The following is a 22999-nucleotide window of genomic DNA, read 5'->3' as shown; positions in this document are numbered from 1 at the left end:
TATGCCAACTGGATTGCGAATGGGATTTAAACAAAGTGTGCGCGCCACAATTGCTGGCGCATCACTGTTTATCGTAGGCTGCGTAAGTAGCAGCCAGTCGGGTATTAATAGCGCAGATTTTGACGCGGAAGAAGCGGCGAGAACCCGCATGTCGCTGGGTCTTACCTATCTACAAAACAATAATTATACTCAAGCTAAACGCAATCTTGATAAAGCGATAGCGTTCGATCCGCGTTCTGCGGATGTCCAATATGCGATGGCCTACTATTATCAGCTTGTTGGTGAAAATCAGCGAGCTGAAAGCTATTACGAATCAGCGCTCGATCTGGAGCCCAACAACGGCGATATTGCCAACAGCTTTGGCGCATTTAAATGCCAAAATGGGCAGTACGAAAGCGCTAAAGACTTCTTCCTACAGGCTATCGATAATCGCTCTTATTCAAACGCAGCGCAAACTTACGAAAATTTAGCCCTTTGCGCGCAAAGCCAAAATAACATGTCAGATGCTATCGATTACTTTAAAAGCGCTTTGAAGCATCAACCTACCCGAGCAAAGACACTATTTTTACTTTCTGAACTTTATGCAGCTACGGAGCAGTGGCAAGACGCGAAGTCCACACTTAGACGATATGAGAGAGTTGCCAAAGTTTCTCCAGACTCGCTATGGCTCGCTTTTGAGATAGCCAAAGGAGAAGGTGACAAAGCCACTGCAAAAGGCTATGGCGATATGTTGATTTCCCTATTCCCAGACAGCACATTGACAAAACGGTATTTGGCGCAGCGTTCGCAGTTAGATGCTAAAGTGATAAAAACGGTCAAGTCTGTTGGTAAAGATAATACGGTTGAACAAACGGTATTGGTTGTCGAAAGCAGTGATGACGGGCAAAAGGGTGATGAACCTGCGCCTGAAATCACTTCGGGTGAAGCGGTATTAGAGACCGCGTCTGCTTTAAGAGCTGGCGAGGATATACAAAACAAAACCGCCGTTGAAACAACAAAGAGTGAAAGTAGCGGTAAATCAGACGATTTAACTGCGCAATCACCTAAAATCCATGTAGTAAAACCAGCAGAAAACTTATATCGTATTTCGCTATTATACAATATTAGAATGGCGAAGCTGCAAAAGTGGAATAACCTAGAGAATAATGGCGCTATTATTGCTGGTCAAAAACTTTGGTTAGTACCACCGAGTATGCAGGAGGAATAGAGGTTAATGGTGTCAGAAGAAAACGCGAGCAAAGAAGTTCATTCGCAAGAAGAAAAAAGTACGCCAAGCCCAGGAGCCCTTTTAAAAGAGCGTCGCGAAGCGCGGGGTCTTTCACAGCAAGATGTCGCGACAAAATTATTCTTAAAATCGTCACAAATCAATGATTTAGAGAATGATGCTATTGATGAGAAATCGTCGATAACCTTTACCAAGGGTTATGTAAGAAATTATGCAAGGCAGTTGGGGTTACCGTCAGATGAGGTAATTGAAGCCTTCGAGAAGTTTCATAATCAAAGTGAAGTGCCATCTTCTGAAAAGCTGCATAGTTTTTCAAAGCGTGTTGCAAAACAGACACATGACGATCGCTGGATGATGGTTACCTATATTATTTTACTGCTGATCATTGGCGGTGTAGTAGTGTGGTGGTATCAACAGCCAAGTGACGATTCATCAACTGACGCTTCACTTGTGCAGTCGGTTAAAGATGAAGCTATTGCCTCGGCTCGCTCCCCTGAATCGAGTGATGAGATAGCGGTGACGAATGGTACCGTTGAACTCGATAGTGCTTCTGGCACTGCAGGCCAAAGCACCTTTAGTCAAAGTGAGAATGCCCCCCAATCTGAAGAAATAGCCGATCAAAACCCGCAAAACGGCGCCGTTGTAGCCAATGCGCTGGACGATGGTCCAATTAATGCTCCGCCCTCAAACGTTGACGACAGTAATAATTTAACTGCTCTTGTTAGCGATATTACGGAAGACGACAACGTTGAACTGAATTTAGGTGAAGCTGAACAAGACTTAGCCTATGGTGACGGCCCTTCGGCAGCCCCAATTTCTATGACGTTCACCTTTGGTGAAGATTGCTGGGTAAATATTGAAGACGCCACTGGTGAGGTTATCGCCACTGGCGTAAAGCGACAGGGACGCGTAATGGACATTCAGGGCATCCCGCCTGTTGCAGTTACACTTGGCGCGCCTGATAATGTGCGCATATCAGTTAATGGCGAGCCAGCGAATATCGCGTCATTCCAAAACGGAAAAATTGCTCGCTTCACGCTTCCTTTATAGGTATTTAGATGTTTGCAGAAAGCCCTATTAAACGCAGAAAATCAACGCGCATTAATGTAGGAAACGTTCCCATAGGCGATGGCGCTCCCATTGCTGTTCAGTCAATGACGAATACGCTAACCACGGACGTTGAGGCTACGGTTGCGCAAATAAATCGCATTGTCACTGTTGGTGGTGACATTGTGCGTGTTTCGGTTCCTACTATGGACGCGGCCGAGGCCTTTAAAGAAATAAAGCGTCGGGTCAATGTGCCCTTAGTTGCAGATATTCACTTCGATTATCGCATAGCGCTGAAGGTTGCCGAGTACGGCGTAGATTGCCTGCGAATTAACCCAGGTAATATCGGCAATATGGAGCGCGTGCGCTCGGTAGTCGATTGTGCGAAAGATAAGAATATCCCCATTCGTATTGGGGTGAATGGAGGGTCTTTAGAAAAAGACTTGCAAGAAAAGTACGGTGAGCCTACGCCAGAGGCGTTAGTCGAATCGGCCATGCGTCATGTTGACATCCTCGATAAACTTAACTTCGACCAGTTTAAAATTAGCGTTAAAGCTTCCGATGTGTTTTTAGCCGTGGGGGCATATCGCCTTCTCGCTCAACAAATCGATCAACCTCTGCATCTGGGTATTACCGAAGCCGGTGGTCAGCGTGCCGGTGCAGTAAAAAGTGCCGTAGGGCTGGGAATGCTCCTTGCCGAGGGGATAGGCGACACCATCAGAGTGTCGCTTGCTGCCGATCCGGTTGAGGAAATCAAGGTAGGTTTCGATATTCTCAAGTCGTTGCGTATCCGTTCACGGGGTATTAACTTTATTGCATGTCCAAGTTGCTCTCGTCAGGAGTTCGACGTTATCGGAACGGTTAATGCGTTGGAAGAGCGCCTGGAAGATATATTAACACCTATGGATGTGTCTATTATTGGCTGCGTGGTTAACGGTCCCGGCGAGGCGGAAGTCTCTGATTTAGGCCTTACTGGCGCTAGAAACATGAGCGGATTGTATGAGGATGGTAAACGCGTAAAAGAGCGCCTACCTAATGATGACTTAGTAGATAAGTTGGAAGCAAAAATCCGCGCCAAGGCTTCTCGCATCAGCGACCAAAACAAAATTCAGGTATCGGTGAAAGACTAAGCCTGTAACGTTGTTGTTTGTTCCCAAAGCCCCTATAATGCGGGGCTTTTCACTATTTAGCAGTATGAGAATTTCACGTGGCTAAGACTATTCAGGCAATACGAGGCATGAATGACTGCCTTCCGGAAATATCCGGTACATGGCAGAAAGTAGAATCGGTACTTCGCCAAGTCGTTGCGAACTACGGTTATCAGGAAATACGTACCCCTATTGTTGAGAGTACAGATCTCTTCAAGCGTTCTATCGGTGAAGTCACTGATATCGTTGAAAAAGAGATGTATACCTTTGAAGACAGAAATGGCGACAGCTTAACACTTCGTCCAGAGGGCACAGCGAGTTGCGTTCGAGCCGGCAATGAGCACGGACTTTTGTACAATCAGCAGCAGCGCCTTTGGTACATGGGGCCTATGTTTCGCCACGAGCGTCCGCAAAAAGGACGCTATCGCCAATTCCATCAGTTTGGTGTAGAAACCTACGGTATTGATGGTCCGGATATCGATTTAGAAGTTATTTTGCTAAGCGCTCGTTTTTGGAAAGCGTTTGGCATTGAAAAGCACGTTAAGCTTCAAGTTAACACGCTTGGCTCTAATGAAGCACGAGCGGCGTATCGCGATACACTGGTCGAGTTTTTAAAAGCAAGAGAAGACCAACTTGATGAAGACTCAAGACGCCGTTTAGAAACTAATCCTCTTCGCGTACTCGACAGCAAAAATCCGGACGTTCAAGCTGCAATAGCCGATGCGCCGTCTTTAATCGACCATTTAGATGAAGAGTCGAAAGTACACTTTGAAACCTTGTGTGCAAGGCTGAGCGAAGCCGGTATCGCATACGAAGTTAATCCGAGATTAGTTAGAGGTTTAGACTATTACAACCGCACTGTTTTTGAGTGGGTAACCGATAGCTTAGGCGCTCAGGGAACTATTTGTGCAGGTGGACGATACGATGGCTTGGTAGAGCAGCTTGGTGGTAAGGCTACACCGGCGGTTGGCTTTGCTATGGGTATAGAGCGTTTAGTGCTGCTAATCACTACGCTGAGTGAAGAAGCGCAAGACGATAGCTTCGCCGATGTTTATGTAACTGCTATGGGCGATGATACTCAGTCGTATGCCATTGAAGTGGCTGAACACCTAAGAAATATATTGCCCGACGCACGCATCATGATGCATTGTGGCGGCGGGAACTTTAAAAAACAATTAAAGCGCGCGGATAAAACCGGTGCTCGTCTAGCGCTACTTTTAGGCTCGGACGAAATGCAGTCACGCAATGTGGGAGTAAAGCCACTACGCGATGGTCAAGAGCAAGTTACAGTGAGTTTTGATAGCCTTTGCGAAAAAGTATCTGAACTGCTGGGCGAGAAATAAAAAGAGGACATCATGGAACAGTTCGCAACAGAAGAACAACAAGTAGAAGCGATTAAGCGTTTTTGGAAAGAGCATGGCACGGCTATTATTGTCGGTGCAGCACTTGGTTTAGGCGGTCTTTTTGGCTGGCGCCAATATTCAGATATGCAAACTGAAAGCAAAGAAGCCGCTTCAGTCGCTTATCAAAAAGCGGTAGAGAACTTCTCAGAGCAAGGCAACAGCGCTGGCTTAGAGGCGTTCATCGAAGAAAATAAAGATACTGGCTATGCCAGTATTGCAAGTCTTTTGGCAGCGAAAAAAGCAGTTGAGGATGGCGATCTTGACGCGGCAGCATCTCACTTGAATCAAGTGATTACATTTGCTGACAACGCTCAAATGAAAGAGCTAGCATCTGTTCGACTAGCGCGAGTACAAATTGAAATGAACCAGCTTGACGCTGCGTTGTCTACGCTTGGCACGGTTGCAAACGAAGCGTTTTCTGCACAGGTATCGGAATTGAAAGGTGATATCTATAAGCAGCAAGATAAGTTCGACGAAGCTCGTTTAGCATACTCAAGTGCACTAGAAGAAAATGCCAACAATCCGCTTTTGCAGATGAAACTCGATAATCTTGCTGTTGAAGCAGCACAGTAATCGCGCTTTGAAAGGCTGATAAAAATTAAAGAGGTACGCAATTTGTTTCACAATACCAGTGGCCGTAAAGGTCGTTTTGCTCGCGCTGTTACCATGGCGATGGCGGTATCGATTACTCTATCTGGATGTTCAACGGTTTCAGACTGGTTTGCCGATGAAGAAGAACTTGAAATTCGTCGCTTAAAGCCCATTGAAGCGAAGTTTTCGCCAGCCATAGAGTGGGAGCGAGATATTGGCGACGGGGTAAATCATTACTTTTCTCGTCTAACCCCTGTATACGCGTACGACAAACTTTATGCAGCAGACCGTCACGGCAACGTAGTGGCAATGAAGCCAGACTCTGGCGAAGTAGTGTGGGAGAAAAACTTTGCTACATTTCGCTCAGAAGGCATGCTTAGTTCGGTAAGTAATTTGTGGAGCAGTGGCGAAAGCGCTCGTATAGGCGGTATCTTTGTCGCTGATAAGCACCTTTTCGTTGGCACTGAGAACGGATATATCGCAGCCCTTGATGCCGAAACAGGCGATTTGGTGTGGGATGCAAGTGTGCCTGGGGAAATTTTGGCAGCGCCTGCGGCCGATGACGGTATTTTGGTGGTAAACACCGGAGCTGGAAGTTTATTCGGCTTTAATATTCGGACCGGCGAGCAGCTGTGGCGTCATGAAGGTGATACTCCGCCACTAACATTACGCGGTATCTCCGGTCCCATTGCGTCGAATGGCGGTGTCATTGTTGGAGCGCCTACTGGGAAAATCCAGGTGAATCTTATCGATTCTGGTGTACTGGCATGGGAAACCGTTATCTCAACCCCAACAGGCGCAACAGAGCTAGAGCGGATTGTAGATATTGATACTACGCCGGTACTGTATGGCGGAACTATATATACCGTATCGTACAACGGTACGCTTGCCGCAGTAGAACTGCGCTCTGGTCGTGTTATTTGGAAACGTGAGTATTCATCATTCCGTAACTTGAACATTGACGGCAACCAAATCTTCGTTGTTGATAATACCTCTAACGTTTTCGCGTTAGACCGACGAAATGGCGTAGAGCTTTGGTCGCAGGGGCTGCTCAAACAACGCTCGCTAACAGCAGCTACACCGGTTGGTGAGTATGTAGTTGTTGGTGATAATTGGGGCTATCTACACTGGATAGAAAAAGAGAGTGGAGAAGTTGTAGCTCGCTTGGATGTGGGTGGCGACGATGAAGACGACGCTATCTATGCTGCTCCTATTGTAGTAGAAGACTCTGTTGTTGCTGTCACACGTAATGGTGTGGTGGTGTCGGTGAATGTCCCTTAAGGTGCTTAAATTGGGTGAATGTCCCTTAAATTGAACGCTCCCTGAGTAAGTTGTCTTAAAAAACAGTAAACAACCTTACTCGAAAAGCATGACATTTACAGTACTCTTAAAGCGTCGTTTTTAACCGGGCTATTGAGTCAACTTGGAGCTACTATTTTTTGATAGTAGCTTTTTTGTTATATACAGCCATAAAATAAGGGCCATAGTCCAAGTTCAGGAAACCGTCACCACATAATCAATCAAAATAATGTACGATTAGTTTGTTTTTTCAACGAGTTATTTAAAAACTACCAAAATCTCCTATAATAATGAATATAGGAATAGTAATTATGACGAAATATGTCTTCTTAAATACGGAAACAACAGGCTTAGATCCCCACAAAGGCAATCATCGAATTATCGACCTAGCCTGCATAGAATATGAAGACTCTGCTCCTACGGGGAATGTCTTCAAACTCAAAATTAATCCTGAAGGCAAAAAGTCGAACAAAGGCGCTTTTCGCGTTCACGGAATCCTAGATGAAGAATTGTGGGTTTACCGACCTTTAAAGAGATCCATGAGCAATTCATAAATTTCATAAAAGGTCGCCATTTAGTTATATTCAAGGCAGAATTTGATTTAAAGTTTGTAAATGCTGAGTTAAATCGGCTTAATTATCCGTCTACCGTATCTGATATTTGCGCTGAAGTGACCTGTGCAATGGAATTAGCTAAAGAGAAGTTTGGTGTTAAAAGAATTAGTCAAGATGCGGCCTGTCTGCGTTATGGCATTGATATCTCAGCTCGGATAAAGTACAGCGCAGAATTAGATGCCTCCCTTTGCGCTCAACTGTTTTACAAACTCCTTGATGATACAGTTATTCCACTTAAATCAACGCCACAACAAAATAAACACGCGCCTATCAAGGCGATATCTATTCCTAGAGCCTTGAAAATAAAGAGACTGGTTCATACACCCAACTTAACTTCTGTAAAAATCCAGAGTGTGAAAACTTTGGTGTCGTTGCTAAGAACCCTACCTATAAAACCAACGGCAAACTTAAACGAGGATTAGGTAACGAATACAAACTGACATGGAATGATGATAAATCAGAGCGTATGCTTACCTGCAAGCTTTGTGGTCACAGTACAACCATGATACATAACCGCTGCTTTGAGCTAGAAGTTAATCGTTTATCAACGGTATATGAGCCAATTGAGCCGACTTGTCCTAATAAAGCCACTCCAAATAACTATAGATATTATTACATCCCTCATTCACCTGAGCAAAGACGAGGAACTAAAGTTCAAAAGCCTAGATGCAAAAACAACAATAAAGGCATCTACTCGCATCCAGAACTATATAAATTGGATGGTAAAACGCAACCAAATAAATACATTGAACACACGGTAGTAAAACCACTTAAAAAAGGCGGTGAACCTGTCAAACAAGTTGTGGTTGAAGAAAGGCTGGCCTCACAAAATATTATCTGCCTTGCTTGTAACTCTAAGTTTGCCGTTAAACAAAATCCTGCTAACAGACATTACCGAGATTTAGAAAACGTCACACTGTTTAAAGATTTAATGAATAAAGACATCATCAATCGCATGATGGATAAACATAATCTTGGTGCAAAGGTCATATATGACAAAATCAACTTTTTCTATGAACAGGCATTAGCCTTTGACCATTATCATTCTGAATTACTTGAACACGCAGTTGCCAGAAGAGAGCTTAACTTAAGTACAGATAGACAGTTTTATTTAAGTAATTGGGGCGACCACAATATGCCCAAGCCTACGCCTATAGTGAACACCTCTACCGTAGATAATGATTCGGGCTTTGTCTTTGTGTCTAACGTCAATTTCGATTTCACCAATGATTACAAAGAAATCAATAAAGAGCATCGAGAAAAGAAAGAGCAAGAAAAGTTTCCCTATTACAGACGCTATGCACAATACGTATTAAGCAATGACGAGGTGAATGTACAAGCACCAGAAGCAGAGCGCACCGTTGAGCTTCAAATGCCACCAAAGGGCTTATTAGTGCAGCAAACCTATAGCGTGCTAGCTCACTTTTCTCTACTGAAAGAAAAACTCAAATATTGCCCTCGTATTCGTCTGTACGCTGATAATGACTCAGGCATCAAGTTAGCAATTGGGGCAAAATTCCCCAATTGGATAGCAAATGTAACTCTGTATGCGTTTCAAATCTCCGCTGATAAAGCGGGGAGCGCTCAATACCTTGATGAAACATCAATTGAGCAATTAAATAAAATTGAAGCTGAGCTAATTAATGAGAACCCTGATATAAGCAAAGCTGAGATTAAAGCGCGTTTATGGCAAGAGCAATTGTCAAATCGAATGCGAGTGGACAACGCAAAATCAGAGTGGGTTATCAATCCCAACAAAGAGTCACGCTTAGGAATGCTGCTTCCTCTTGGTGATACTAAAAACATGAATCAGCACCAAGTAATTGAGTCATTAATGAACGCATCGCTTCATGGCGTAGATAACTGGTTTCAAATATTAAGAAGACACGTAAATTTTTTAGAGCGACCCGTAACCAGTGCCACTAATTCAAAACGCTGGTATGCGTATGCGGGTTATAATCCTGAATGGATGGTAAAGCTGATTGAAATTAAGCGAGTGTACTCTAATTATTGTATGACCAATGAGCGCACTATTAACCGAAACTTCAAAGGAAATAACAAACCTAAACCATCTACACCTGCAATGCGATTAGGCTTAACGAGAAAGCTTTATACTGCTGAAGATTTATTGTCATTTAGTCTCGATAAAGTCCGTATTGATGAAGTGTACCGAAATAAAACAGAACATCAGCCAAACTTCATGAATAACCGATTTTAGTGTCAGGTTATTTTGCAAATGCACGAAACTTAAATCATATAAATTCGATAACCTATTGTTTTTTGTAAGTTAAATAATTGGCATACTACCTGCTTAATACCTAATAAGTATTTATTTTTAGCTTTGTTAAATACCTTCCAACCTCGAAGGAAAGGGATTAAAAAGGAAAACTCAAATGAAGAATAAATTTTTAAAAGGCTTAGTCGTAAGTTTTACTTTGGTTGTTAGCGGTATAGCTAACGCGGGGTTAATATTTAGAGATGATGTATCTAATTCAGCTTACACTAATGGTAGTTGGTCGTTCGGTACTATTTTTACAGTTGGCTCAGATGACGTATATGTTACTTCATTAGGTGCTTTTGACTATTTGAATGATGGATTTACTTCGGGTTCTATTCAAGTTGGTATTTTTGATGAGCTATCTGGCTCCTTACTTTCATCTACAAATGTACTGTCATCAGATAACCTTGTAGGGAGTTTTAGATACTCATCTATTACTGAATTATTATTGAAGTCTGGTTCTACATATCGCTTAGTAGGGGTCTCAGGAAATGACTATTATGATATATCATATTCTGACACCTTTAACAGTGCTTTCACTAATATAAGTTATGGTTATTGCTCATCGAGTACGCTTACAATATGTGCTTCAAATTCAGAAAGTGATTATGGTATGGCAAGTTTCGAATTTAATCTTGAAAGTTCGAATAATTCAACTGATGTTCCAGAGCCTTCAACACTAGCTATTTTTGCTTTAGGTTTAATGGGACTAGCTTCTCGTAAAATTAAGAAGCAAGCTTAATTTACAGCGCTGAATTATTAAAACACTGCTCATTACGGTCAGTGTTTTTTCGTTTTTAGATATATGAAAACGGGAAAATTACGAGAAAATCCACACACTCGCCTTCAAATCACCTTAGTAACTAACTGAAAAATTTAACTAATCGTACATTTTTTGGTTATTCGAACACTTTCTTGTGACTCAATTACCATTGAAAAATAAAGAAAAATTTTGTAAAAGTAAAAAGCCGCTTTGTTATTTCAACAAAACGGCTCCAAGTTGACTCAATAGCCCGGTTTTTAACGGCGCTTTTTGTTTTTAAGTATTTCCCTTTGCTATTTCTTTCTCCTGTTAATCTGAATTGGTATTAACCCCCTTAAAGGGTATAATGCGCCCATTCAAAAACCGCAAGTAGTAAACGAAGCATAAGTGCTGGTATTTTTAGCACGGATAAATTCGTTGTTTAACGCTTGCGGTTTGTGCTTTTTAGCTTTCATGACCTCTAGGATCTGATAAATGTTACCCGTTGTTGCTCTGGTTGGCCGTCCCAATGTGGGAAAGTCGACCTTATTTAATCGTCTTACTAATACTCGCGATGCACTTGTTGCAGACTTTCCCGGCCTTACGCGGGATCGAAAATATGGCCAAGCCAAATTCGAAAGACGTCAATTCATTGTAGTTGATACCGGGGGCATAACAGGAGACGAAGAAGGCATAGATGCTGAAATGGCTCAGCAGTCTCTTCTTGCCATTGAAGAGGCTGACGTTGTGATGTTTTTGGTTGACGCCAGAGCTGGCCTGTTGCCGGCAGACCAAGGTATTGCGGACCATCTTCGTCGCATTAATAAAAAAGTATTCATTGTTGCCAATAAAGTAGACGGCATTGACGGCGACAGTGAAAGCGCTGAGTTTTATAAACTTGGCCTGGGTGAAGTGAAGCAAATTGCTGCCGCTCATGGTAGAGGCGTAAGCCAGTTGTTGCAAGATGGCTTGGCACCTCTTGAATCTGAATTTCCAGATATGGAAATTGTAGAAGAGGTTGAGCATGAAGGAGAAGAGGACGCAGAAGCACAGCGTCAACGGCTTCAAGACTTACCCATTAAGCTCGCTATTGTAGGAAAACCTAACGTTGGTAAGTCAACGCTCACCAATCGCATTTTAGGCGAAGAGCGAGTAGTGGTATACGACGAGCCGGGTACAACTCGCGACAGTATTTATATTCCAATGGAGCGAGATGAGCGCGAATACGTGCTTATCGATACGGCTGGGGTGAGAAAGCGCAAGAAAATTAATGAAGCGGTAGAAAAGTTTTCTATTGTGAAAACCCTTCAGGCTATTGAAGAAGCTAACGTTGTATTGTTGGTAATTGATGCAAGGGAAGGAATTACAGATCAAGACTTAAGCCTACTAGGGTTCGTTTTAAACTCTGGTCGCTCTTTGGTTTTAGCGGTAAACAAGTGGGACGGTTTAAGCACTGATGTTAAAGATGATGTAAAACGGGAAATGGACAGACGCCTAGGCTTTGTTGATTTTGCGCGTATTCACTTTATTTCGGCACTTCACGGTTCTGGCGTGGGAAATTTGTTTGCATCTGTGCAGGAAGCGTATCAAAGCGCGACTAAGCGAATTAATACGTCAATACTAACGCAAATTATGGAAATGGCGCAGGACGACCATCAGCCACCTCTGGTAAGAGGAAGACGCGTGAAGATGAAGTATGCTCACGCGGGTGGGTATAACCCTCCTGTTATTGTTATTCATGGCAACCAAGTTGACGACTTGCCTAACTCCTATAAGCGATTCTTGATGAATTATTTCAGAAAGGCGTTGGAGATCATGGGAACGCCGATAAAAATTGAGTTTAGAGAAGGGAATAACCCCTTTGAAGGTAAGAAGAATAACCTTACCCTTGCTCAGCAAAGAAAACGCCGTCGAATGATGTCGTTTTATAAAGATAAAAAATAGCTGTTTAGATCTATCTACTTTTGCGCTGCATTTGAGCAATTCTATTGTGCAGCGCGCTAAAGTAACTCTCTTATGCTCCGCGCTAAAGTAACTCTCTTATCTTCGCGCTACAGTAACTCTCTTATGCTTCGCATAAGTACCGACTCTTTTGGCACATCGACGTTCTGCATAAGTTCGTCGACAAGTGGGTCGGAAAAGTCAGCGGGAAAAGTTGTCGCTATCTTGATTATTTTATCGTGTTTTCTAAATACGTAAGTTGTCGCATAGAGCGTGGGGGATTTTTCTGATTGTGCTGCAATACCCAGCCTCCAGCCGTTTTCCTCTCCTTTAGATTTATAGGGCGCAGCTGGATTAGCAAGAGTTAACGTCAATTCCTGCGCCTTGGCTATCTCACCTGCTTTTTCTAAATCTGCCTTTAACTGCTCATTAAGTAGTAGGTTATTCTCCTTGCTCAACTTATGCGTGAAGGGATATACGATGATATCAAGTAACGCTTCTTCATAAGTGGGGTGAACATATCTTGTGATAGCCCCACTAAAAGGGTCTGCATACAATTGAGTGTCGAGTTTTTTGAATTCGCCCACCGTTTGTGGCACAACAAGTTCACGTTCGTAGTTGCTAGCGTCAAGTGCTTGGTAAAGGTAGCTGGCAGAAAATAAGTTTTGCTTAATTGCGAGGTCTCGCCATTGAGCTACTAATTCAGCGGCATAGTGTGCTTTCCCGTTTTGCGAAATTTTCGGCACATTTACTTGAAGCACGTGTGAAGCTATCTCCATACTGCGCCACTGCAATGTTATTTCCGCTAAGTGTGCATTTTCGTTACTCACATTTGCAATAAGCAGCTGATAGTCACTTTTTTCTTCATAGGGATGTAAAGAAGAGAAGAATGACGATTCCCGGAGCGCGTCAATAAATGTATCTGGCGCAATGATGTCTTCTTGGCATGCGCTATTTTCTAAAGCCGATTCTGTTAACGTGTTTTCTTCACACTGCCTTACAACAAGAGACGACGGATAAGTGGAAAATGCAGATACTGGAACGGCTATAACGCTAGAGCTTGAACTTGCGTTAATCAAATCTTGTGTGGCAGCATTTATACCTGAAGCCACAGCTTTAGTACTAGCGGTGTGAGCAAGCAAGGCCAAACAAGTCGTTACCAAACACGCTTGCCTACCCAATGTCATCCCCAATGCCATCCCCAATTTAAGCAGTGTGAGTCGGGATGCTTTTTGCGAAGCACCGGCATTTATCGCTAACTCCTTGCGACACCAATTCATCATTGAATTGGCAACTTAGAAATCATGCCGTATGGACAATACTGTTTAACTATCATGTTGATGAACTATTCTTTCCGAGTTTTAGTTACTGTACTGGTTATTTCACCGTCCGTCACCCGAGTTGTGATTGTATCGCCAGTATTTACCGCTTCAACACTAGTAATGGCAGATTTATTCGCCAACGTAATGCTATAGCCTCTCGCTAACGTAGACAGGGGGCTTACCGATTGAAGTAGAGACGCTCCAGATGCCAGGCGATTTTTCTTATTCCTCAATAGCGCAGTGGTGGCATTAACCAATCTTGTTTGAGCATAGTCGAGGGCACTTTTAGACTGCGTAATTCGTTGCTCTGGGTTATGAGTATTAAGTCTATTTATGAGTGACTGTAGTTTTCTGTCTGCTTTAGCAACATCTTGTTTCATGTGATGAAGCAACTGCATTTGCAAACGGTCTAGCGATTGCCATTGATGCTGTATTTTACTTTGCGGATGTAAGTTTTGTAGGCGCTGGCGCAAAATAGCGAGCTTCTGTTTATTGTGCACTAACGTGTGCGACAGGACTCTTTTGAGGCGCTCTCGCTGCTGAACTAGTTTTCGGTCTATCTCTAGAGAGTCTTGGCTAAGTAATTCAGCTGCAGCCGATGGAGTAGGGGCACGCAAATCTGCAACAAAGTCAGAAATAGTAAAATCGACCTCATGGCCAACAGCACTCACAATGGGCAATGCACTGTCAGACACTTCGCGAGCTAATGCTTCGTTGTTGAAACACCATAAGTCTTCCAATGAACCACCGCCACGAGTAAGAAGCAAAACATCGACTTCATTTCTTTCGTTTGCTTTTCTTAGTGCATTAATCAATTGGGTAGGAGCTGTTTCTCCCTGTACCATAGAGGGGTACACAATAACTTCGGTTTGTGGGCTTCGCCGTTTTAATACACTAAGTACATCGTGTAGAGCAGCGCCGCTTGATGATGTAATCACGCCTATACGATTTATTTGCGTTGGCAAGCTTCGCTTAGTGGCGGCATCGAACAAGCCTTCGCTGTGAAGTTTCATCTTAAGCGCTTCATAAGCTTGCTTTAACGCACCCTCACCGTCGCTCTCCATATGTTCGACAACTAATTGATAGTCGCCTCTAGCCTCGTAAAGACCCACCGACGCTCTCACTAATATTTTATCGCCTTCTTTCGGGCGCTGACGTACCGAGCGGTTAGCACCTTTGAACATGGCTGCTCGCACTTGGGCTTTATTGTCTTTTAACGTGAAGTACCAATGTCCGGATGCCGCACACACAAAATTGGATATTTCAGCGGACAGCCAAATTAGGCCAATTTCGCCCTCAAGTACGGTTCGAGCTAATCGATTTAGCTTGGTGACTGTTAAAATTTGTCGAGATGTTGATGGCGAATTTGTAAACATAAAAAAAATCACTGGGTTTAATACAAATAGAGTTTACCTTAAAACCAAAAAACACTACAATCACGCCGCAATTAACCCTCAACTGAATAGGTGTTGTTGCATGCTACGTATCATCCAAGAAGCCCTTACTTTTGACGATGTGTTGCTAGTTCCTGGCCACTCAACCGTCCTCCCTCATACAGCTAACTTACAAACGCGTCTTACGCGCGGTGTAACTATGAATATCCCTATGGTATCAGCCGCTATGGATACAGTGTCTGAAGCGCCGCTGGCCATTGCTTTGGCTCAAGAAGGTGGTATTGGTTTTATTCACAAAAATATGACGCCTGAAGAGCAAGCAAAGCACGTACTTGAGGTGAAGAAGTATGAAAGTGGCGTTGTATCTGACCCTGTTACCGTAACGAAAGACGCCACCATAGGCGATGTCATTGCGCTATCGAAAAGCAAAGGCTACTCGGGGTTCCCAGTGACAGATGAAGAAAACAACCTGATTGGTATTGTAACAGGTCGGGATCTTCGCTTTGAAAAGCGTCTAGAGCTTCCAATCAGCAATGTAATGACAGGCAAAGATGACCTAGTTACGGTTAAAGAGGGCGCTAGCTCTGACGTAGTGCTCGATTTAATGCATGAACATCGCATCGAAAAAATCCTTGTTGTGGACGACGCGTTCAAGCTTACCGGGCTTATTACAGTAAAAGATTTCCAAAAGGCAGAAAATAAGCCAAATGCGTGTAAAGACTCTTTAGGTCGCTTGCGCGTTGGTGCTGCAGTTAGTGTAGGGCCGGGTACCGATGAGCGTATTGAACTATTGGTCAATGCTGGCGTGGATGTGCTGTTAATTGATACCTCCCATGGTCATTCCCAAGGCGTTATCGACCGCGTGAAGAAGGTACGCAAAGACTACCCCGATGTGCAAATTATTGCAGGAAACGTTGCCACTCGCGAGGGAGCTAAAGCGTTAGCTGATGCGGGCGTAGACGCTGTTAAGGTAGGTATAGGTCCAGGTTCAATCTGTACTACGCGTATTGTTACTGGATGTGGTATGCCACAAATTACAGCAGTAGCAGACGCGGCAGAAGCGCTTGAAGGAACCGGCATTCCTGTTATCGCGGATGGCGGTATTCGCTTCTCTGGTGACATTGCAAAAGCGCTAGCCGCAGGTGCTAGCTGCGTAATGGTAGGCAGCATGTTGGCCGGAACTGAAGAAGCTCCGGGAGAAGTAGAGCTTTTCCAAGGCCGTTATTATAAGTCATATCGCGGTATGGGCTCGTTAGGCGCAATGAATCAAAGCCACGGTTCATCAGATCGCTATTTCCAAGAGTCAAATAATGCTGAAAAGCTGGTTCCCGAGGGAATTGAAGGTCGCGTAGCCTATAAGGGGCCTATCGCGAACATCATTCACCAGCAAATGGGTGGACTTCGTTCAGCAATGGGTTTAACCGGCTGTGCGACTATCGAAGAGCTTAACACCAAAGCTCAATTTGTACGTGTAACATCTGCAGGTATGGGTGAGAGCCACGTTCACGATGTTAGCATTACAAAAGAGGCGCCTAACTACCGTCTAGGTTAAGGCGAGTTACCGTTCAGCGTGGGTAGAGTGTCTGACACAACCACGCTGTAAACCCACCCATGGGAGCTTGGCCTCGGCATCCACGCCTCGGACAGGTTGTTTACAAACACTTTGCCACGCTATATGACGCAATGCGATGCCATACGATGCAATATGGCTTAGTGGTTGAAAAGAGAAAAAAAGGCTTTTTATGAGTTCAGACATACACGCTCAACGCATTCTTATTTTGGATTTTGGCTCGCAATATACACAGCTAATAGCACGTCGTGTTCGCGAAATTGGCGTTTACTGTGAGCTTTGGGCTTGGGATGTAACCGAAGAACAAATTCGCGCATTTAATCCACAGGGTATTATCTTGTCTGGCGGACCAGAGTCGGTAACCGAAGAAGGTTCTCCCCGAGCACCTGATTACGTGTTCGATGCCGGCGTGCCGGTGTTGGGGATTTGCTACGGCATGCAAACCATGGCGCATCAGCTTGGTGGTGGGGTACTTGGTTCAGACAAACGAGAGTTTGGCTATGCACAGGTAGAAGTTATCAAGCCCAGCCCATTACTCGATAAAATTGAAGATGCGATTGGCGACAATGGTGCAGCCCGCCTTGATGTATGGATGAGCCACGGTGATAAAGTGTCAGCTATTCCCGAAGGTTTTGAGACCATTGCGCAAACAGCGTCTTGTCCTCATGCTGCAATGTACAATGAAGAAAAACAGTTCTACGGAGTTCAATTTCATCCGGAGGTGACTCACACTCGTCAAGGTATGCGGTTATTAACGCATTTTGTTATGGATGTGTGTAAGTGCGAAAAACTGTGGACAGCGGGCGCAATCATTGAAGATGCCATTGAGCGCATTAAGCAAAAGGTAGGCGATGACGAAGTTATTTTAGGCCTATCCGGTGGTGTAGATTCATCGGTTACTGCTATGTTGTTGCATCGCGCTATTGGTACAAACCTTACCTGCGTTTTTGTAGACAATGGGCTACTGCGCTTAAACGAAGCTGATCAGGTAATGGAAATGTTTGGCGACCACTTTGGGTTAAACATTATCCGCATAGATGCAGAAGAACGCTTCTTAGCGCGTTTAGAAGGCATTGAAGATCCTGAGCTCAAACGCAAAGCAATTGGCAACGAGTTTGTTCGTGTTTTTGATGAAGAAGCCGGCAAGCTTGCCAATGCTAAGTGGTTAGCTCAGGGCACTATCTATCCTGACGTTATCGAATCTGCTGGCTCAGCCACAGGTAAAGCCCATGTAATTAAATCTCACCATAACGTTGGCGGTTTGCCTGATGATATGGAGTTAGGTCTTGTTGAGCCTCTGCGTGAGTTATTTAAAGATGAAGTACGTAAGATTGGCCTAGAGCTTGGTTTGCCGTACGACATGCTTTACCGTCATCCGTTCCCTGGTCCTGGTTTAGGTGTTCGTGTACTAGGCGAGATAAAGAAAGAGTATTGCGATCTATTACGTCGTGCCGATGCAATCTTTATTGAAGAGCTATACGCCGCAGACTTATACCAAAAAGTGAGTCAAGCATTCACCGTATTCTTACCGGTACGCTCTGTTGGCGTTATGGGCGATGCACGTAAATACGATTGGGTAGTAAGCTTGCGAGCTGTTGAGACCATCGACTTTATGACGGCGCATTGGGCTCACTTACCTTATGACTTCTTAGGTAAAGTGTCTAACCGTATTATCAATGAAATCGATGGTATATCCCGTGTGGTTTATGATATTTCAGGCAAGCCTCCCGCTACGATTGAGTGGGAATAGGGGGGCTAACTAACTAAAAATCGCAGTTGGGTAGCTGCTTCAAAATTTTAATAAAACCGAGAGCCTTGATTATCAAGGCTTTCGGCTTTTAACTGCACTGCAGCGTTACAAACGATTGTTGCTAGTGTGACTTTTCATGCTCAAGAGAAAAAGCCATTACAAAAGAACACCTCGCTTTTGTAAAAACACTAGACGCTAAGTCAAAGTTTATAAATGATTAAGTTGTGTAATGATAGGTAGCGTGATTTGCATAAATGCATGCCTATCCAAGCAAGACGCTTTACTTCACAGCAACATTGTCTGTCAGGTTTGTTTACAAATTAAAGTTTTCCCACTCACCAAATACCAACAAAATGTTGACTTTAAAGTATTTTATATCTTGGCATGAAAATTGCTTTTTTGAGATCAGTGGCCGCCAATCGTTACATTGCTATAAATTAAAGGAACAACTAAAATGATATTAAGAAAGTGTTTATCTACAGTCATTTTCGCTCTAGCGCTGCTCCCCACAGTTGCACACTCAGCGATTATAACGACTTACACTGACAGGAGCACATTTATTGCCGCTTTGAATGGTCTTTCTACCATTGAAGAAGATTTTAACGGCCAAGATTTAAATCTTTTCACGTCAGCGTTCAATCTAGATTTAGGCGACTTTAGCGTCTCTTCTTCTGACGTAGCAAGCGATCAAATCGGTGTAGTTGATAGTGTCGATACAAACGGTAGTTTCTTCACACCGACATTCGCAGATTCTCAAAGCGTAGATGGATCGCGTTTTTTTGGTATTAACGGTAGTGATGGTGGCCCTAGCTTTAACATCAGCTTTAGCACCGAGCGTTTCGTTTTTGGCTTTGATTGGTTAGACGGTGATGTTACTGACTCTTATGCAATGACAGTTTTGGGCCAAGTATTTGAGAGCGCGCCATTTGATAACCGTTTCGTTGACGCTGTTCCTCGAGGCTTTTTCGGAATAATTTCGGATACCGCCTTTGACAATGTTGAATTTTATCAGACTGATGCTGGAGGCTATATTGCTGGATTCGGTGTTGATAACCTAATCACTAGCGGAATTGACATTGTTACATGCTCGCAAGATCCGACTTTACCAGAATGTGCAGCTAACGCTGTGCCTGAACCATCTTCAATGGCTATTATAGGTCTTGGCTTAATAGGCTTGGCGAGTCGCCGTAGAATTAAATTATAAAATAGATAGTTAGTCTGGTGTGTGCGCTAGCAGCACACACCTAGTTTCTCCCCTTTATGCATGTGCGGGTAACGATTCAGAACATTGAATGTAGTAGATAAAGTGACACTGAAATCCATGGCTATCGAAGTCTATATTTCATAACCCGTTCGTATCGTCGTACGAACCCTTGAGCAATTAAAATCGGTACTAGGATTATCGAAGCAACTTAGTGTGGATAATGGCACCGGGTTAATATCGGCTATCTTGACTGATTAGTACCAAGCTAATTATGTTAAGCTAGCCTACATATATCCCGCCACGGTAAGCCTAAACAAAACGGTTTCGTTGAGCGCTCCTATGGTTCATTCTGCAGAGAATTTCTAGATGCATACTTGTTGGAATTATCGGGCAGGTCAGAGAAAAGTCTTGGTATTGGGGACTGGATTATAACGAAGAACGAACCCATGAAAGTCTCGGTAATTGCCACCGTCAACAGACCAAGAAAAACTGGGAAACTTTAATATAGAGTTGTGTGAATTAAGGGAATGTGGACAGGAGTTGTAAAAAACAGGCACAATAAGCAAAGATATCAGCTTAATAAGCCACTTTAGCAAAACGAATCAAAAAGAGCCCAAAGGGCTCTTTTTTCATTTCTACCGCACCTTTCTTTTAAACCATATTTAACTATATTTACGCAAGCGAAGGTTTATAGGCCATGCTGGTTTTAGCTTTAGGTTTTTAGGTACTTATTTTTAAGCCAAAACACTTTCATAAAAAGTAATAGGTATAAAGTGCAAGTAATAAGTATGCTCTGCTATACCTTAAGCGTAACGCAACTGTCATGAAAATATCATCTAATAGTGCTGTTAATCTTTAAGTTAAAGGTCATATCGTGTTCAAGTACACCAGCATAAGCCGTTTGGTCATTACCCCCGTTCTCGCCAGTTTCTTTCTCCTTGTTTTACTCAACGGTGCGTCAATTTTAAAGTCATTCACACTGTTAAATGCTTTTGATGAACTTGAAAATACGCTGGTTCAGTCTGAGCGCGACGTTAACGATGTGCTAAGTACGTTTAAAACACAGGTTCAAGAGTGGAAAAATGTGCTTCTTCGCGGTCATAACCAAGCTGACCGTGAAAAATACTGGGAACGATTTAAAGCTCGAGAGCAGGAAATCACTAAAAAATTTAGTGCGATGCTGCAAAACGACGTAATTAGCGCAAAGGCCAAGACAGAGATACGTCAGTTTCAAAAAGCTCACGGTATTATGGCTACAAAATATCGCGAAGGTTACGAGGCTTTTGTGAATTCTGGATTCGACCCAAAAGTAGGGGATAGTTACGTACGCGGCATCGATAGAGAGCCTGCAAAGCTCTTAGGCAGCATTGCTGATGATATTGCCTCACAGTCAGCAGGCGCTATCAAAACGCTCAAGAGTGATACTCGTAATATGCTGTGGCTTATCCTCATTGCTGCCGTTCTTTTATCAATTGCGTCTCTTAGCTATGTTATTGCGAGATTGCGTTCACAGGTTATTCAGCCAACAAAGCAAATCGCTACCTGTATCTCAAATCTAGCAAATAGTGATTATGATTATTCACTAACCTATTCAAGTAATCACGAATTAGGCGTGTTAGCTGAATCAGCCCGTGCGTTGCAGAGTAAGCTGAAGTCATCAGTAGAGCAGTTACAAGATGCGGAAAGCGAAATGAGTGGCGCATTTTCTACTCTAGACAGTGTTAGTCAATCCATTATGGAAGGGGCCAGCGAGCAAAGAGAGACATCTCGCTCTTTAGATACCAGTACTGATAAGTTAAAAGGTATCGTGCAAAACCTTGTGGCGATTACTGACCAAGTTGCCGTAGCAACCAATAATTCTGAGCAAAACGTTGCCAGCTGCTATGAGACATTCGAAAAAGCCAACGTTGGGTTTAAGCAGCTTGCACAAACGGTTACAGAGTCGAGTGATATTGTAACTGAGCTTCAAACACGCAGTACTAATATCCTTAAAGTGGTGAATGTAATTAATGAAATTGCTGATCAAACTAACCTGCTTGCGCTAAATGCTGCGATAGAAGCTGCGAGAGCCGGCGAGCATGGAAGGGGTTTTGCGGTTGTTGCTGACGAGGTGAGAGCACTTGCAGCTAAAACGCAGCAATCTACCAGAGAAATAAACGATATTTTAAGTAGTTTTGAGTCGGAAGCGAAAACAGCTGTAACCGCCATGACTTCAGGTAAGCAGCTTTCAGACACCAATGCAGCCGAAGCTGAGTCGGCGCTTGAGCGATTAAACACGGTAGTAAGAGACATTCAAGAAACCGCCAGTGTAGTGGTTGCGCTCAATGAAGCCGCGGATGAACAAGAGGCCGTATTGGGCCAGGTAGAGTCTATTATTAGCAATGTTGTGTCTTCGGCTGAGCGTTATCATCAATTAGCACAGCGCGACGATATGTCTCGTTCAATGAAGAATATGTCACACAACGTTGAAAAGGTGGTGAACAGTTTGACCCGCTAAGCGGGCTTTGACAGTATTTAACGTAAGTTATTAAGCTTGTTTAAATACAGTCTGAAGAGAATCAATAGTTTATGATCCCGCTGGTGTTCCATCCTATTTACAGTCAATTATCGCTTCCCGACAGGCATCGGTTTCCAATAGAGAAATACAAGGGTATTAGAGATGAGCTAATGAGGCGGGGGATTAGCGCGTCTCAGTTCAGTAAGCCAAACCCGATAGAAAACGATCTTCTAATGCGTTTTTATTCCCCAGAGTATGTTCAGCAGCTCACAACCGGCAACCTTGATAAAAAAGCCATGAGACGTATCGGTTTTCCTTGGTCTGAGCAGCTTATCGAGCGCACAAGAACGGCAGTTGCAGGCACATGCTTAACGGCAAATCTCGCCATCGAAACGGGCAAAGCGCTAAACTTGACCGGTGGGTATCATCACGCTTTTGCAGATTTTGGCTCGGGTTTTTGTTTGTTTAACGATCTTTATCTGGCGGCCAAGGCCATGCAGGCGCACCCGGGTATTGATAATGTTCTAATTATCGATTTAGACGTGCACCAAGGGGATGGTACTGCCAAGCTGGCTGAAAATGACAATGATATTTTTACATTGTCTCTGCACGGTGAAAAGAATTTTCCACACAGAAAGCAGGTTTCTAATATTGATATTGGCTTTGTAAAAGGGGCGGCAGACGATGAGTATTTATCGACATTAGAACAAGCTATTACACTGGCTTTCCGACAGTATCAGCCCGATGCCATAATTTATGATGCCGGCGTTGATGTACACGTTAATGATGATTTAGGCCATCTACACATAACAACGCAAGGGGTGTACGAGCGGGATAAAATGGTATTTGAGTTGGCGCAGCACAAAGGATTACCTATAGCTGCCGTGATTGGTGGTGGTTACCAGCGCGATATTGACGCGCTGGTAGATGTACATATTCAACTCTATCGAGCTGCAGGGGTTATCGACTAGTCG

18 protein-coding genes and 1 pseudogene are annotated in these 22999 nt (G+C 43.6%); 17 read left to right on the top strand and 2 right to left on the bottom strand.

The features are described 5' to 3' along the window. Positions 1–19: 19 nt before the first annotated feature. The 11 genes from pilW to der all read left to right on the top strand — a co-directional run bounded on the left by pilW (position 20) and on the right by der (position 12291). Positions 20–1207, top strand: a complete 1188-nt coding sequence (gene pilW / locus BM528_RS12880; RefSeq protein WP_083595285.1) for a type IV pilus biogenesis/stability protein PilW — start codon at positions 20–22, stop codon at positions 1205–1207. Positions 1208–1213: 6 nt separating this feature from the next. Beyond that, complete coding sequence (locus tag BM528_RS12875; RefSeq protein ID WP_071980156.1) at positions 1214–2275, top strand: RodZ domain-containing protein; 1062 nt, start codon at positions 1214–1216, stop codon at positions 2273–2275. A gap of 8 nt (positions 2276–2283) precedes the next feature. Then, positions 2284–3402: a flavodoxin-dependent (E)-4-hydroxy-3-methylbut-2-enyl-diphosphate synthase gene (gene ispG, locus BM528_RS12870; RefSeq protein WP_071980155.1), complete on the top strand. Its 1119-nt coding sequence runs from the start codon at positions 2284–2286 to the stop codon at positions 3400–3402. A 77-nt stretch (positions 3403–3479) separates the two neighbouring features. Further along, on the top strand, positions 3480–4763 hold the full coding sequence (gene hisS / locus BM528_RS12865) for a histidine--tRNA ligase (protein WP_071980154.1): 1284 nt from the start codon (positions 3480–3482) through the stop codon (positions 4761–4763). A gap of 12 nt (positions 4764–4775) precedes the next feature. Beyond that, positions 4776–5396, top strand: coding sequence for a YfgM family protein (locus BM528_RS12860; RefSeq protein WP_071980153.1), 621 nt, complete (start codon positions 4776–4778; stop codon positions 5394–5396). 42 nt (positions 5397–5438) lie between these two features. Beyond that, a complete protein-coding gene (gene bamB, locus BM528_RS12855) occupies positions 5439–6695 on the top strand; it encodes an outer membrane protein assembly factor BamB (protein WP_083595284.1) in 1257 nt (418 codons plus the stop codon). Between the two features lie 308 nt (positions 6696–7003). Further along, on the top strand, positions 7004–7267 hold the full coding sequence (locus BM528_RS19085; RefSeq protein WP_071980152.1) for an exonuclease domain-containing protein: 264 nt from the start codon (positions 7004–7006) through the stop codon (positions 7265–7267). Further along, on the top strand, positions 7225–7749 hold the full coding sequence (locus BM528_RS12845; protein WP_071980151.1) for an exonuclease domain-containing protein: 525 nt from the start codon (positions 7225–7227) through the stop codon (positions 7747–7749). The genes BM528_RS19085 and BM528_RS12845 overlap by 43 nt, the downstream gene beginning before the upstream one ends. A 293-nt stretch (positions 7750–8042) precedes the next feature. Continuing rightward, the gene (locus BM528_RS12840; protein ID WP_156844064.1) at positions 8043–9545 is read left to right on the top strand and encodes a hypothetical protein; all 1503 of its coding nucleotides are present in this window, start codon (positions 8043–8045) and stop codon (positions 9543–9545) included. A 175-nt stretch (positions 9546–9720) separates the two neighbouring features. Further along, complete coding sequence (locus BM528_RS12835; protein ID WP_071980149.1) at positions 9721–10347, top strand: PEP-CTERM sorting domain-containing protein; 627 nt, start codon at positions 9721–9723, stop codon at positions 10345–10347. Positions 10348–10842: 495 nt separating this feature from the next. After that, positions 10843–12291, top strand: a complete 1449-nt coding sequence (gene der, locus BM528_RS12830) for a ribosome biogenesis GTPase Der (RefSeq protein WP_071980148.1) — start codon at positions 10843–10845, stop codon at positions 12289–12291. 107 nt (positions 12292–12398) lie between these two features. On the opposite strand, the gene BM528_RS12825 is transcribed toward der, so the two are convergent. Continuing rightward, positions 12399–13571, bottom strand: a complete 1173-nt coding sequence (locus tag BM528_RS12825; RefSeq protein WP_156844063.1) for a hypothetical protein — start codon at positions 13569–13571, stop codon at positions 12399–12401. Between the two features lie 62 nt (positions 13572–13633). Then, the gene (xseA, locus tag BM528_RS12820; protein ID WP_071980146.1) at positions 13634–14986 is read right to left on the bottom strand and encodes an exodeoxyribonuclease VII large subunit; all 1353 of its coding nucleotides are present in this window, start codon (positions 14984–14986) and stop codon (positions 13634–13636) included. 100 nt (positions 14987–15086) lie between these two features. Between xseA and guaB the strand changes: the two genes are divergently transcribed. The 6 genes and pseudogenes from guaB to BM528_RS12790 all read left to right on the top strand — a co-directional run bounded on the left by guaB (position 15087) and on the right by BM528_RS12790 (position 22996). Then, on the top strand, positions 15087–16556 hold the full coding sequence (gene guaB / locus BM528_RS12815) for an IMP dehydrogenase (protein WP_071980145.1): 1470 nt from the start codon (positions 15087–15089) through the stop codon (positions 16554–16556). A 190-nt stretch (positions 16557–16746) separates the two neighbouring features. Then, positions 16747–18324, top strand: a complete 1578-nt coding sequence (guaA, locus tag BM528_RS12810) for a glutamine-hydrolyzing GMP synthase (RefSeq protein ID WP_071980144.1) — start codon at positions 16747–16749, stop codon at positions 18322–18324. Between the two features lie 454 nt (positions 18325–18778). After that, a complete protein-coding gene (locus BM528_RS12805) occupies positions 18779–19528 on the top strand; it encodes a PEP-CTERM sorting domain-containing protein (RefSeq protein WP_071980143.1) in 750 nt (249 codons plus the stop codon). 72 nt (positions 19529–19600) lie between these two features. Further along, positions 19601–20036 (top strand): annotated as a pseudogene (locus BM528_RS18855) (integrase core domain-containing protein); the annotation flags it as partial. A 366-nt stretch (positions 20037–20402) separates the two neighbouring features. Then, positions 20403–22025, top strand: coding sequence for a methyl-accepting chemotaxis protein (locus tag BM528_RS12795; RefSeq protein WP_071980142.1), 1623 nt, complete (start codon positions 20403–20405; stop codon positions 22023–22025). A 71-nt stretch (positions 22026–22096) separates the two neighbouring features. Then, positions 22097–22996, top strand: a complete 900-nt coding sequence (locus BM528_RS12790; RefSeq protein WP_071980141.1) for a histone deacetylase family protein — start codon at positions 22097–22099, stop codon at positions 22994–22996. Positions 22997–22999: the final 3 nt, after the last annotated feature.

Origin of the sequence: Alteromonas sp. RW2A1 (assembly GCF_001886475.1) — a bacterium.
Classification (GTDB): domain Bacteria; phylum Pseudomonadota; class Gammaproteobacteria; order Enterobacterales; family Alteromonadaceae; genus Alteromonas; species Alteromonas hispanica.
Note: the sequence above shows the minus strand (reverse complement) of the source record. Positions and strands in the feature narration are given on the sequence as shown.

What these genes read in the sequence shown, in the direction of transcription:
- ispG (WP_071980155.1), top strand. Translation starts at nt 2,284, where the DNA reads ATGTTTGCAGAAAGCCCTATTAAACGCAGAAAATCAACGCGCATTAAT.
- xseA (WP_071980146.1), bottom strand. Translation starts at nt 14,986, where the DNA reads ATGTTTACAAATTCGCCATCAACATCTCGACAAATTTTAACAGTCACC.
- BM528_RS19085 (WP_071980152.1), top strand. Translation starts at nt 7,004, where the DNA reads ATGAATATAGGAATAGTAATTATGACGAAATATGTCTTCTTAAATACG.
- BM528_RS12860 (WP_071980153.1), top strand. Translation starts at nt 4,776, where the DNA reads ATGGAACAGTTCGCAACAGAAGAACAACAAGTAGAAGCGATTAAGCGT.
- BM528_RS12805 (WP_071980143.1), top strand. Translation starts at nt 18,779, where the DNA reads ATGATATTAAGAAAGTGTTTATCTACAGTCATTTTCGCTCTAGCGCTG.
- guaB (WP_071980145.1), top strand. Translation starts at nt 15,087, where the DNA reads ATGCTACGTATCATCCAAGAAGCCCTTACTTTTGACGATGTGTTGCTA.
- BM528_RS12825 (WP_156844063.1), bottom strand. Translation starts at nt 13,571, where the DNA reads ATGATGAATTGGTGTCGCAAGGAGTTAGCGATAAATGCCGGTGCTTCG.
- der (WP_071980148.1), top strand. Translation starts at nt 10,843, where the DNA reads ATGTTACCCGTTGTTGCTCTGGTTGGCCGTCCCAATGTGGGAAAGTCG.
- guaA (WP_071980144.1), top strand. Translation starts at nt 16,747, where the DNA reads ATGAGTTCAGACATACACGCTCAACGCATTCTTATTTTGGATTTTGGC.
- BM528_RS12875 (WP_071980156.1), top strand. Translation starts at nt 1,214, where the DNA reads ATGGTGTCAGAAGAAAACGCGAGCAAAGAAGTTCATTCGCAAGAAGAA.
- BM528_RS12835 (WP_071980149.1), top strand. Translation starts at nt 9,721, where the DNA reads ATGAAGAATAAATTTTTAAAAGGCTTAGTCGTAAGTTTTACTTTGGTT.
- pilW (WP_083595285.1), top strand. Translation starts at nt 20, where the DNA reads ATGGGATTTAAACAAAGTGTGCGCGCCACAATTGCTGGCGCATCACTG.
- BM528_RS12790 (WP_071980141.1), top strand. Translation starts at nt 22,097, where the DNA reads ATGATCCCGCTGGTGTTCCATCCTATTTACAGTCAATTATCGCTTCCC.